Here is a 13,527-nt window from a genome sequence, read left to right on the forward strand (position 1 = left end):
CTTTTACTTCAGACAAAAAATATTCTATAATTGAATTAATCAAAGATAGTCAAAGTCAAATAAACGAGAGGCGGATGTATATGCGTATGGACGGAATGCAAGAAGATCAGCGCTCACCACTAGAGCAATTCGGTCGTAATCTTGTGGAAGAAGTGAAAAATGGAAAAATGGATCCGGTTATTGGCCGGGATGAAGAAATTCGAAATGTAATCCGAATATTATCAAGAAAGACAAAAAACAATCCAGTTCTCATCGGAGAGCCGGGAGTCGGTAAAACTGCGATTGTGGAAGGATTGGCACAGCGTATTGTAAAAGGGGATGTGCCAGAAGGATTGAAAGTCCGTCAGATTTTCGAACTTGATATGAGTGCACTGATTGCGGGTGCGAAGTATCGTGGAGAGTTTGAAGAGCGTCTGAAAAGTGTTTTAAAGCAAGTGAAAGATAGCGATGGCGAAATCATTATGTTCATTGATGAGATTCATACGATAGTTGGAGCTGGGAAAACTGATGGTGCGATGGACGCGGGGAATATGTTGAAGCCGATGCTTGCACGCGGTGAATTGTATTGTATTGGTGCGACTACACTCGATGAATACCGGATGTATATCGAGAAAGATGCGGCACTTGAAAGACGATTCCAACAAGTGATGGTGCGTGAACCGTCTGTTGAAGATACGGTATCTATTTTGCGTGGACTAAAAGAACGTTTTGAATTACACCACGGTGTGCGTATTCATGACCGTGCGATCGTTGCCGCTGCCACATTGTCTGATCGCTATTTAACGGAGCGCTTCATGCCGGATAAAGCAATTGATTTAATTGATGAAGCGAGCGCGATGATTCGTACGGAAATTGATTCGATGCCATCCGAGCTGGATGCGGTAACTCGTAGAATCATGCAACTCGAGATTGAAGAGCAAGCATTGCGTAAAGAGAAAGATACGATGAGCCAGTCACGTCTACAGACATTACGCGAAGAGCTAGAGGATTTGAAAGATTCTTCAAAAGGTATGCGAGAGCAGTGGGATGAAGAAAAAGCGGCATTGAAAATTATTCAAAGTAAACGTGAAGAACTGGATCGCTACCGCAGAGAACTTGAAGAAGCGCAAGGCAGTTTTGATTTAAATAAAGCCGCTGAATTACAGTACGGTAAAATCCCAGCATTAGAAAAAGAATTGAAAGCATTGGAAAGTCCGTTAGAAGGAACGAAAGATATACGTCTGTTGCGTGAAGAAGTGACGGAAGAAGAGATTGCTTCAATCGTTGCTCGTTGGACAGGTATTCCGGTAACGAAACTAGTTGAAGGAGAGCGTGAGAAGTTATTGCGCTTGCATGAAACATTGAAAGAACGCGTCATTGGACAAGACAATGCAGTACAACTCGTCACAGAAGCTGTCTGGCGTGCGCGTGCTGGGATTCAAGATCCAAATAAGCCTATTGGATCGTTCTTATTCCTCGGACCGACTGGCGTAGGGAAGACAGAGCTTGCGAAAACATTGGCTGCGACGTTATTTGATTCGGAAGATCACTTCGTACGAATTGATATGTCTGAGTATATGGAGAAACACAGTGTGTCACGTCTAGTCGGCGCACCTCCAGGATACATCGGCTATGAAGAAGGCGGTCAGTTAACGGAAGCTGTACGAAGAAATCCATACGCTGTAGTGTTATTGGATGAAATTGAAAAAGCGCATCCTGATGTAGCGAATATTTTACTGCAAATTTTAGATGACGGTCGTATTACTGATAGTCAAGGGCGTTTAGTAAACTTTACGAACACTGTCATCATCATGACATCGAATATCGGGTCAGCTTATTTACTCGAGAATGATTTAGATGATACAGAGCATGCCAAAGAAGATTTGATTATGGCAGCACTTCGTAGTCATTTCAAACCTGAACTATTGAACCGAATGGATGATATTATTATCTTTCATTCATTGACCACTGATTCATTTAAAGCGATCATCAACAAGATGCTTGGTGATTTGGTTGAGCGTCTGGAAGAGCAGGATTTAGTGCTTGTCTATGATGATGAGGTACTCGACTGGATTGTTCGAGAAGGGGCAGATGCGGACTTTGGTGCGCGACCATTGAAACGATTCATTCAGCGACATGTGGAAACAAAAGTTGCGAAAGAGGTTATACGAGGCGGTCTTGTGGAAGGACAGCAAATCAAATTGTCCATGCAAGAAGGAGAATTGGTTGTGGAAGTTGTCCGATGAGATCAAAATAAAAAGCGTAGGAACTGTTGAACAGTTCTTACGCTTTTTGGTCGTAAATCAAACGTCTGCTGGTGATTCGTCTGGAATGATTGTAGTGATAATCAATACAAGGATAGCCAAAACGATTGAGACGGTGACGCCCGCCATGAAGTCAAATGCATTGCCCCCAATGGAGCCAGCAACATAGTTTAACATAGCTACCAAGAGGAACGACCAAACAAATGTCATAATATAGTGCATGATTTTCACCTCGACTAGTCTATTTCATAGTACATCATACCATAGTAAGCTAAAACGTTGAAATGAAATTATACATTATATTTGACGGAAAAGTGTCCTCGTCTTGAAAAAGCATGTTTTTTCTTCTATAATTACTACCAGGTACTAATATTAGATGATAAGGAACGGGGTAGATAAGATGAGAGCTGGACTTTTAGGGATGGGGAAATATGTTCCACCAACTGTTGTAACGAATGAAGATTTAGAAAAAAATTTAGATACTTCAGACGAATGGATTCGCACGCGTACGGGAATTGAAGAGCGTAGAATCGCATCAGATGAAATTAATACATCGGATATGGCGTTTGAAGCAGCGAAAAATGCATTACAATCAGCAGATATCCGTGCTGATCAAATCGGTCTGATTTTGGTAGCAACGGTTACACCGGATACTATTTTCCCGTCAGTGTCAACAATGATCCAGGAACGTCTAGGTGCAAAGAACGCAGCAGCGATGGATGTTTCTGCAGCGTGCGCAGGGTTCATGTATGGTGTGGTAACAGCGAAGCAGTTTGTTGAATCTGGCACGTATGATTATGTTCTAGTAGTAGGCGTGGAAAAGTTATCGAAAATCGTTGACTGGGAAGACCGCAATACAGCTGTCTTGTTTGGAGATGGCGCAGGAGCGACAGTTGTTGGGAAAGTAAGTGAAGGAAGAGGGATCCTTTCATTTGAATTGGGTGCAGACGGTTCAGGAGGAAAGCATCTTCATCATGACGAACATTTAGAAATGAATGGCCGTGAAGTATTCAAGTTTGCGGTCCGCCAAATGGGAGAAACAGCAGTCAGTGTCGCTGAAAAAGCTGGTTTAACGACGAACGAAGTAGACTATCTAGTTCCTCACCAAGCAAATATTCGTATTATGGAAGCGTCACGTGAGCGTTTAGGCTTGCCGGTTGAAAAAATGTCGAAAACGGTTCATAAGTACGGGAATACATCGGCTGCATCTATACCGATTACATTGACGGACGATTTAGCAGAAGGTCGAGTGAAAGATGATGATGTGATTGTTCTGGTAGGATTCGGTGCCGGCTTGACATGGGGCGGCTTATGTATAAAATGGGGTAAGTAAATAGCCTGGCAAATAAAAGTTAACAATAGAAAGGAAGTTTGAAATTGGAAAAACGACGTGTAGTGGTAACGGGTATCGGTGGAATCTCTCCAGTAGGTAACTCGGCTGAAGAATCTTGGAAATCAGTGTTAGAAGGGAAATCTGGTATTGACACGATGACAAGACTGGATCAAGAAAAATTTCCGGTTAGTGTAATGGCAGAGGTAAAAGGTTTCGATATCGAGGAATACGTTTCCCGCAAAGATGCCCGCAAGATGGATCGATTCACGCACTATGCAGTGGCGTCTGCGATGATGGCAATGAAAGATGCGAACCTGGAACTTGAAGGCGACTTAGCGCTACGTACAGGAGTTTGGATCGGTTCTGGAATCGGCGGAATGGAATCACACGAGACACAATTTAATACATTCCTTGAAAAAGGTTATCGACGTGTCAGTCCATTTTTCGTTCCTATGATGATTCCCGATATGGCTGCAGGACAAGTATCGATTTTCACAGGTGCTAAAGGAATCAACTCTTGTTCCGTCACAGCTTGTGCATCTGGTACAAACTCTATCGGGGATGCATTTGAAGTAATCCTACGCGGAGATGCAGACGTCATGATCACAGGTGGAACGGAAGCGCCGATCACGTCACTTGCAGTAGCGGGATTCATCGCAAGCACAGCGCTATCTTTGAATGGTGATCCTACAAAAGCTTCTCGTCCGTTCGATAAAAACCGTGATGGTTTCGTAATGGGTGAAGGTGCAGGTATTTTGATTTTGGAAGAATATGAACATGCGGTTGCGCGTGGCGCGAAGATCTATGCAGAAATCGTCGGTTACGGTTCAACTGGAGATGCGCACCATATTACAGCACCAGCACCAGGTGGAGAAGGCGGAGCGCGTGCGATGCAACAGGCATTAGCAAAAGCGGGCGTTGAGCCTACGCAGGTGGATTATATTAATGCGCACGGCACGAGCACGCCGTATAATGATTTATTTGAGACGCTGGCAGCGAAGACTGTGTTTGGTGATCATGCGTATAAGTTGGCAATGAGTTCGACTAAATCGATGACGGGTCATTTGCTTGGTGCGGCTGGCGGTATTGAGGCGATCTTTACTGTGAAGGCGTTGCAGGAAGGGATTTTACCTCCTACGATGAATTACGAGACGCCGGATCCAGAGTGTGATTTGGATTATGTAGTGAATGAGGCGCGTAAAGCAGATATTACGTATGCTATGAGTAATTCGCTTGGCTTTGGCGGGCATAATGCTTCGTTGGTGTTTAAGAAGATCTAAAGATGGACGGAAAGGGTCTTTGAGACTCCTTTCCGTTTTTTTATTGGAGAAGTTCAAGTTCAAGAGTAAGTGGGAGGGCACCGTTGATCTGCGTTCCAGGCGGACGCGTTCCGCGGGCACGGCTTCAATCTCCTCGTCACTGCGTTCCTGCGGGGCTTTCAGCTCGCGCTGTTCCCGCTGGAAGAGCCGTCACGAAGAACGGCTTTTGCGAGTAAAAGCGAAGCGTTAGGAGCACATCTTTGCACTCGCCGCCTTCCACTCCGTTCAACTCTTGTATGTTTTATCAAAATAAGTTTGTTACATTAAAATTCTAAATCAATATTAAAGCCAAAACCAAAACCAAAACCAAAACCAAAACACATTAAATGAATTTATAATAAAAAGACTGAAGACAAGCTCCTTATAATGTTCTGGAGATGTTTTCAGTCTTTTTTGGTTATGACTTTTAAGACTCGTCTAATTACACCTGGTCTGAACATAGGATGAAAGAAAAGGGTAAAGGACGAGATGTCTGTGACGCGTTTTTTTGTGTTTGTTTGTAGTTATTGTGTGATTGTCGTGACATTGGCTAATTTGTTGTTTTACTTGAATTATTCTGCGCTTGGTTATAATTATCGACAGATATTGATTTTTATATTGCAGTCGACGGATTTTATGATGTTGGTAGCGGCAATTATTTTATTGCTGCTTACCGTGTACGTCCCAAGCCCATCGCGGCCTCCATCTTTTTGAGTGTGGCGGAAGCGATGGTGTTTGCTTTTTCTGCTCCTTGGTCGAGGATTGCATCGAGTTCAGGAGAGTTGATTAGTTCGTGATAACGTTCTTGGATTCCAGCTAAGTGTTGGTTGATAGCTTCAGCGACACCGGCCTTAAATGCCCCGTAGCCTTGGCCTTCGTATTTTACTTCTAATTCTTCGATCGACAAACCACTTAGTGAAGATTCAATAATCAATAAATTGGAGACACCTGGTTTATTTTCTACGTCGAATTTCACGATACCTTCAGAATCCGTTACAGCACTTTTGACTTTCTTTTCAATTTCTTTTGGTGTATCTAAAATTGTAATCGTCGCTTTTTTATTTGGATCAGATTTACTCATTTTCTTCAGAGGATCTTGTAAAGATTTTATACGAGCACCATTTTTAGGAATACGAACGGCTGGAATGGTCAATACTTTTCCATATCGGCTATTGAAACGCTCTGCTAGATCTCTAGTTAGCTCTAAATGTTGCTTCTGATCTTCCCCGACAGGCACAATATCCGTATTATACAATAAAATGTCCGCAGCCATTAATGGAGGGTAGGTAAGAAGTGCGGCAGATACACCTTCTGCTCCATCTGATTTGTCTTTAAACTGTGTCATACGTTCTAGTTCACCAATGTACGAAATGCATTGCATGATCCATCCAGCTTGTGCATGAGCTGGAACTTCTGATTGGATAAACAATGTGGATTTATTTGGATCAATGCCACTTGCGATATACGTTGCAGCTAATGAACGAATCGCTTGTTTAAGGTCATCTGGATTTTGTTGTACTGTGATTGCGTGCTGATCTACGATACAAAAAATACAATCCTCGTCGTTTTGTAGTTCAACGAATTGACGGAATGCGCCAATGTAGTTCCCTAATGTGATGACACCTGTTGGTTGTACGCCCGAAAAAATGGTTTTCATAATAATGTTTCCTCCTTTTGATTGTCGACTGGAACGAAACAGTCTGTATCATACGTGAAAAATGGCATAAAAAAACATCAGTCATCCCCTGTAAATAGGGACGATTGATGAAAGGTAACCGTGGTACCACCCGAATTGCTACTAATAGCCGCTCAATTCCCGTAACGTGGGAAGACGTGATAGACTACTGTTTTCATCCATCAAGCTCAGGAGCCCATTCTTTTTGTGAGGTTTTACTTGTTTTCACCTTATACAAGCTCTCTACAAAAACCACCACAAAAATACTTATTCCTTCAATGCCATTCACTTATTGCTTAAGATTATATCGATACCTTGTAAAGAATGCAACTTTGATTGGATGAAAAGAAAAAGAATTGCATAACATGAAACCTTTTAGTACACCTGTACGTACTATACAGAGAGGGAATAATTAGCAGAAGTATTTTCTAAATGAGAATGCATTTATTTACAAATGCAATGTTTAAAACATTTCTGCCCTGGGTATAAAAGAAGAAGATGTTCATTTATCGCAGAAAAATGCATGATTCTCTACTGGAATGTTGAAAAATAAGAAATTGTGTATTCCAGAAAAGTTTTTTCAAAAAACTATATTAATTGAGAATGATTATGTGTATAATGAACAGTATAGACATTAATTATAATAATTCTAAAGTGTATTACACGAATTGCAAATATACTAAAACTAATGAGCGTAAGCCGTGAAAGGACGTGTCAATAAATGGGTGTCACACTTTATACATCGCCTAGTTGTACATCTTGTAGAAAAGCAAAAGCATGGTTGGAGGAACATGAGATTCCTTATACAGAGCGTAACATCTTCTCTGAGCCATTAAATATTCAAGAAATCAAACAAATTCTTCGCATGACGGAAGATGGTACTGACGAAATTATTTCAACACGATCCAAAATATTTCAAAAGCTAAATGTTGACGTAGAAAGTCTTCCGCTTCAAAGACTATATGAATTGATACAAGAACATCCTGGTCTTTTAAGAAGACCAATCATTCTAGATGAAAAAAGACTCCAAGTAGGGTATAATGAAGATGAGATTCGTCGTTTCCTACCGAGAAAAGTTAGAGCCTATCAGCTGCTCGAAGCGCGGCGGATGGTAAACTAATCTTAATAACAAAAGCTGATAGGGATGACACGGGATACAATTGTGCCTATCAGCTTTTTTGAATTGATATTCCCTTGTATTCCTCTAGATGAGCCACTTCAATGCAAACATCGGTAAAATGAAATACAATTAACCCTTACGAAAACGTCGGAGCCGACATATAGTAGTAATAAGCATTGCAAGTGTGTATTAGTATATGACAGGGGAGGGCCTGTTCTACAGAAGGGAGAGATAAGGGATGGAAATAGAGCGCATTAATGAAAACACGGTAAAGTTTAATTTATCCTATGGAGATATTGAAGCCCGTGGTTTTAGTAAAGAAGACGTCTGGTATAACCGCGATAAAAGCGAAGAGCTTTTTTGGGATATGATGGATGAACTTGGTGATGATACGGAATTTGAAGTAGAAGGACCGCTTTGGATTCAAGTCAACGCTATGAATGAAGGCATTGAAGTGATTGTAACTCGCGCACATCTTCCGAAGAACGCAGAATCATCACAGTTTCCTTTTGGAATTGAAGATCCAGAAGAATTATTCGACCCAATTTTCGATGCGATTACTGAGTCTGAAGAGGAAAGTGAAGAAGAGTTACAAGTTACAGATAGATTATTTGTTTTCAATGAGTTTGACCAGATCATACCATTGGCCAGCAAAATGATTTCACTCGAAGACGAATTTGATTCGCAACTATATGCATTCGAGGATCGTTATTATCTCAACTTACGCTTCGACTATTCTCTCATTGAGAAGAAACGTGCGAAGGACATTGCCAGCATGGTAACAGAATACGGTGCAGTGTCTAAAATGTCTATTCATCGTATAGATGAGTACGGCAAGGAAGTCATGGGATCTGACGTATTTGAACAAGTAAATAAATATTTCTCATAATACTCTAAAAAGCTACCAGTATCTTGGTAGCTTTTTTGTTTTGTCACCTAACGTTAGCTTTTTCGTTTGGTAGTATATGGGGCTAGTTCAAGTACTTGTCGGGATACGTTTCTATTTAGCAGGCCTAATAATCGAAGTTGGCTTGTGGTTCTGCCACGTACTTTTCTTTTTCTTGTTCAATTAGGGGTTGTGGTTTAGCTGGCAATCTAAGTGGCAACTTCATTGTCCCCACTTCGGCGCTGGTGGATGGCTCTCGCGAGGAGCCACAGACAGGGAAGTGCGCCTGTCTCTGTCTCCTCACTACGCCTACCACAGCAGGCGCCTTCGTTGCATTAGGTGTAGGGCAGTTCGTCTAGTTGTTTTAATCGTCGAAGTGCTTTTGTATTCCGTTTTTATTTAGCATGCCTAATAAGCGGCGTACGGTTGTGGTTCTTGCATATGCTTTTCTTTTTCCTGTTCAATTAGGGGGGGTGGTTTAGCTGGCGATCTAAGTGGCAAGTTCATTGTCCCCACTACGGCGCTGGTGGATGGCTCTCGCGATGAGCCACAGACAGGAAGTGCACCTGTCTCTGTCTCCTCACTACGCCTACCACAGCAGGCGCCTTCGTTGCATTAGGTGTAGGGCAGTTCGTCTAGTTGTTTTAATCGTCGAAGTGCTTTTGTATTCAGTTTTTATTTAGCATGCCTAATAAGCGGCGTACGGTTGTGGTTCTTGCATATGCTTTTCTTTTTCCTGTTCAATTAGGGGGGGGTTAGCTGGCGATCTAAGTGGCAAGTTGATTGTCCCCACTACGGCGCTGGTGGATGGCTCTCGCGATGAGCCACAGACAGGAAGTGCACCTGTCTCTGTCTCCTCGCTACGCCTACCACAGCAGGCGCCTTCGTTGCATCAGGTGTAGGGCAGTTCGTAGACTTCTTTCGCAAGCAATACATACTAGATATCATGATGTAGCTGATATATTTACTATTAGAACCACAACCAAAATACATACCACTTAGTAGCGCAGGCACAACTGCGGGGTAAGCCGTGGCCAGGAGACAACTGGCAGCACCACCGCCAGCTGGCTCATGGCTGTAGGCAATCCCCCACGTGCCTGTGCGGGTCCAGAAAACAAACACTCAGCAACTTCAATCCCCAACAACCAGTCGAGCAACGCTCCCAACCAAAAGTGCCAGAGACCCGAAGCCGCCTAGTCTCTCTGCCAATGGTGTTTGTAGGTCGGGTAAGCTACGCAATTCATCATTCTAAGAACCACAACCAAAATAAACACTACTTAGTAGCGCAGGCACAACTGCGGGGTAGGCCGTGGCCAGGAGACAACTGGCAGCACTACCGCCAGCTGGCTCATGGCTGTAGGCAATCCCCCACGTGCCTGCGCGGATCCAGAAAGCGGACAGTTACTAACTTTAATGTCCAACAGCCAGTCGAGCGACGCCCCCAACCAAAAGTGACAAAGCACTGCAGCCGCCTAGTCTCTCCACGAACCACGCTTGCAGGTTGAGTAAGGTGCAATTCATCATTCTAAGAAGCACTACTAAAATAACTACCACTTAGTAGCGCAGGCACAACTGCGAGGTAGGCCGTGGCCGTGAGACAACTGGCAGCACCACCGCCAGCTGGCTCATGGCTGTAGGCAATCCCCCACGTGCCTGCGCGGATCCAGAAAGCGGACAGTTACTAACTTTAATGTCCAACAGCCAGTCGAGCGACGCCCCCCAACAAAAAGTAACAAAGACCCGTAGCCACCTAGTCTTTACGCCAACCGCGTTTATAAGTTGACGAATATAGGCAACTCCTAAACTGACTAACCTAGTCAAAATCGAAAAAATATATAACTTGCCTCTTGCCAACTAATCAGAAAATTCGTAGTATAAAAGAGAAGGAGTGTGAAGGCCTTGTTAACAGCTCTTACAAGTGGCGGGAAGCAAGTCGTGCTAACACGGCAGTCATCCCTGACCAGCTTACGAGAGTGGCGTAAAAACGAAACCTATTATTGTCCTCAATGCAAAGAACAAGTACTCCTGAAAGTCGGCGAAATTGTCATCCCACACTTTGCTCATCTGAAGCAAACCACCTGCCGGGACAGCTTTTCAGAAGGGGAGTCCCCAACCCATCTGCTCGGTAAAATCCAACTCTATGAACTATTTTCACAGCTACACCTCCAAACTAAAATGGAGCCATATCTGCCCGCTATTCGGCAACGTCCCGATCTGCTAGTAACATGGCAAAACGAACAAATTCCTATCGAATTCCAATGCAGTACGATTCCCATTGCACGTATCCTCGAGCGTAATGCAGGGTACCATACCGTAAATATGCTCCCTATATGGATCGTCTTAACGCCACCAAAAGTTCAAGACACTTCGGCAGTTGTTCTTACCTATCAATTGACTCAATTCCAACAACACTTTATCCGCCACATTCATTCAAGTACTAAAGAAAAATTGTCAGTTTTCTTAACGTACAATCCGTCAAAACAACAATTTCACTATCTCAGTCACTTCATTCATCTTCGCGGCACCGCGTTTGCGATGTGTCACTCCGTTATGCGAATCAAACATCAAACGATTCCGTTTGCTATTCCTGCTACTCCATCCACAAAAGATATAGAAGAACTGACGCGTCAATATCAATCTGCACTTCGAAAGTATCTTCGGTCGGTAATTGGGTATAATCAAAGAGGTATCCATCATCGCTTTTTGCGTGCGTGTTATGAAATGCGTGTGCAGCCCATTCTATTACCCGCATGGATTGGTGTTCCGACATTTGGACAAGCGGCATTTACAGAGTCTGATTGTGAATGGCAGTTGCTACTTATTGCGGCTATCCGACAAACGAGAAAGACACCTTTCCAATTAGATCACTCCATTCTTCATTCATTTATCAAAACATTTGAAGGAGATTCGATGCAACAATTGGAAGCTTGTCAAAACTATGTGGATTTCTTGAGAGAGCAACGCATAGATATTTATCGGATGGATAAATTTATGAGGAGAGATTTTGTACTGGAAATACTTTCAGGGCGATTTCTTGCAATGCATGCTAGGAATTGAGAAAATACAATAGAATCAAATAACGGTAAATGCAGAAGGAGGAATTGGATTGACGAATGATAACAAAGTATTGACGCGCGATGAGGTATCGGAAGAGGAAACATGGCGCTTGGAAGATATATTTTCTTCTGATGAAGAATGGGATAAAGAATACAGCAAAATTGAAGAGATGGCTAAAGATGCAGAACAGTATAAAGGCACTCTTGGCAATGGCGCTCGTCCACTTTTTGAAGCGTTAACCTATCGTGATAAATTGGCAGAACGACTACGTAGATTGTATACGTATGCGCATCTGAAAACAGATCAAGATACAACGAACAGCTTTTATCAGGCAATGGATGGCCGAATTCGAACGTTAGTTGTAAAAATATCTACAGCGTTATCTTATTTCACTCCAGAGTTACTTTCCATCGATGAAAAGCAATTGAATGAAACAATTGAGTCACATGAAGGCTTGCGTTTATATAAACAGGAATTTGAAGAGTTGAATGCAGAACGTGCTCACGTCTTGTCCTCAGAACAGGAACAATTAATCGCGCAGTTGTCTGAAGTAACAGGAAAGTCTTCTGAAACATTCAGTATGTTGAACAACGCGGATCTAACTTTCGGTTTGGTCAAAGACGAAGATGGCAATGACGTGCAATTAACACATGGTCGTTATTCACAATTCCTAGAGAGCAAAGATCCAAAAGTTCGCGAAGCGGCATTTAAAGAAATGTATTCAAGGTACGGAGAGTTCAAAAATACATTTGCTTCGACGTTAAGCGGTAATGTAAAAGGGCATAATGTGAATGCAAGAATTAGAAATTATAGTTCAGCGAGAGCGGCAGCATTATCCAATAACCATATTCCCGAGCAAGTATATGAAAACCTGTTGTCTACCATCAATAAAAATCTAGGTTTATTGCATCGCTATGTAGCATTGCGTAAAAAAATATTGAAAGTAGATACGCTTCATATGTGGGATATCTACACGCCACTAGTGGAAGATACAGAGATGAAATACACATACGAGGAAGCGAAAGAAACTATGCTTGAGAGCTTCCATCCGCTCGGTGAAGATTATCAGGCTGTTGTAAAAGAAGGTCTTGATAACCGCTGGGTTGATGTTCGTGAAAATAAAGGGAAACGTTCAGGCGCGTATTCCTCAGGTTCTTATGGAACAAACCCATATATCTTAATGAACTGGCAAGACAATGTGAACAATCTATTTACTTTAGCACATGAGTTCGGACATAGTGTACACAGTTATTATTCACGTAAGTATCAACCATTCATTTATAGTGGTTATTCTATATTTGTGGCCGAAGTGGCGTCGACAGTCAATGAAGCATTGCTGAATGATCACTTATTGAAAGTGACGACAGACGAAGATCAGCGAATCTACTTGTTGAACTATTGGCTAGATGGATTCCGTGCGACGGTGTTCCGCCAGACCATGTTTGCGGAATACGAACACTTAATTCATAAGCTGGATCAAGAAGGTGTGCCATTAACGGCTGAAAAGTTAACAGAGGAATATTATGCTTTAAACAAAAAGTATTATGGTGACGCGATTGTTAGTGACGAGGAAATCGGTTTAGAATGGGCACGTATTCCTCACTTTTATATGAATTATTATGTCTATCAATACGCGACAGGATATAGTGCAGCTGTAGCACTCAGTAAGCAGATTCTAGAAGAGGGGGAGCCTGCAGTAGAACGTTATATTACAAACTTCTTGAAGGCGGGATCATCGGATTATCCTATCGAAGTACTGAAAAAAGCGGGTGTCGATATGACATCTGAAAAACCGATCGAAGAAGCTTGCCGAGTATTTGAAGCACGATTAGATGAGCTGGAACGTTTATTAGCAAAAAGAGGGTAATTTTCGATTCCATGTTTCGACAGACATCTGCGAATACCGTGACATTTA

At 42.5% G+C, this 13,527-nt stretch carries 9 protein-coding genes and 1 other annotated feature; of the genes, 7 read left to right on the forward strand and 2 right to left on the reverse strand.

Translation table 11 applies throughout. From position 1 onward, the window contains the following. Nucleotides 1–86 precede the first annotated feature (86 nt). Nucleotides 87–2,225, forward strand: coding sequence for an ATP-dependent Clp protease ATP-binding subunit (locus CSV80_RS12655; protein WP_304442307.1), 2,139 nt, complete (start codon nt 87–89; stop codon nt 2,223–2,225). Between the two features lie 57 nt (nt 2,226–2,282). On the opposite strand, the gene CSV80_RS12660 is transcribed toward CSV80_RS12655, so the two are convergent. Further along, nucleotides 2,283–2,453: a DUF2929 family protein gene (locus CSV80_RS12660; protein WP_233208487.1), complete on the reverse strand. Its 171-nt coding sequence runs from the start codon at nt 2,451–2,453 to the stop codon at nt 2,283–2,285. A gap of 190 nt (nt 2,454–2,643) precedes the next feature. On the opposite strand from CSV80_RS12660, the gene CSV80_RS12665 reads away from it, so the two are divergent. Both CSV80_RS12665 and fabF read left to right on the forward strand, forming a co-directional pair. After that, nucleotides 2,644–3,576, forward strand: a complete 933-nt coding sequence (locus CSV80_RS12665; RefSeq protein ID WP_099671637.1) for a beta-ketoacyl-ACP synthase III — start codon at nt 2,644–2,646, stop codon at nt 3,574–3,576. Between the two features lie 44 nt (nt 3,577–3,620). Beyond that, a complete protein-coding gene (fabF, locus tag CSV80_RS12670) occupies nt 3,621–4,856 on the forward strand; it encodes a beta-ketoacyl-ACP synthase II (RefSeq protein ID WP_099671638.1) in 1,236 nt (411 codons plus the stop codon). A gap of 688 nt (nt 4,857–5,544) precedes the next feature. On the opposite strand, the gene trpS is transcribed toward fabF, so the two are convergent. Then, a complete protein-coding gene (gene trpS, locus CSV80_RS12675) occupies nt 5,545–6,531 on the reverse strand; it encodes a tryptophan--tRNA ligase (protein ID WP_029052478.1) in 987 nt (328 codons plus the stop codon). A 93-nt stretch (nt 6,532–6,624) separates the two neighbouring features. Further along, nucleotides 6,625–6,837, reverse strand: a binding site (T-box leader). A gap of 433 nt (nt 6,838–7,270) precedes the next feature. Between trpS and spxA the strand changes: the two genes are divergently transcribed. The 4 genes from spxA (at nt 7,271) to pepF (ending at nt 13,479) form a co-directional block, all read left to right on the forward strand. Next, nucleotides 7,271–7,669, forward strand: coding sequence for a transcriptional regulator SpxA (spxA, locus tag CSV80_RS12680; protein WP_009765721.1), 399 nt, complete (start codon nt 7,271–7,273; stop codon nt 7,667–7,669). A 238-nt stretch (nt 7,670–7,907) separates the two neighbouring features. Then, nucleotides 7,908–8,558 carry an adaptor protein MecA gene (mecA, locus tag CSV80_RS12685; protein ID WP_099671639.1) on the forward strand — a complete coding sequence of 217 codons (651 nt, stop codon included), beginning with the start codon at nt 7,908–7,910 and terminating at the stop codon, nt 8,556–8,558. Nucleotides 8,559–10,454: 1,896 nt separating this feature from the next. Further along, the gene (locus tag CSV80_RS12690) at nt 10,455–11,612 is read left to right on the forward strand and encodes a competence protein CoiA (RefSeq protein ID WP_158231928.1); all 1,158 of its coding nucleotides are present in this window, start codon (nt 10,455–10,457) and stop codon (nt 11,610–11,612) included. 49 nt (nt 11,613–11,661) lie between these two features. Then, nucleotides 11,662–13,479 carry an oligoendopeptidase F gene (pepF, locus tag CSV80_RS12695; protein WP_099671605.1) on the forward strand — a complete coding sequence of 606 codons (1,818 nt, stop codon included), beginning with the start codon at nt 11,662–11,664 and terminating at the stop codon, nt 13,477–13,479. Nucleotides 13,480–13,527 lie beyond the last annotated feature (48 nt).

It is taken from the genome of Sporosarcina sp. P12(2017), assembly GCF_002743035.1.
In the GTDB taxonomy this organism is placed as follows: domain Bacteria; phylum Bacillota; class Bacilli; order Bacillales_A; family Planococcaceae; genus Sporosarcina; species Sporosarcina ureae.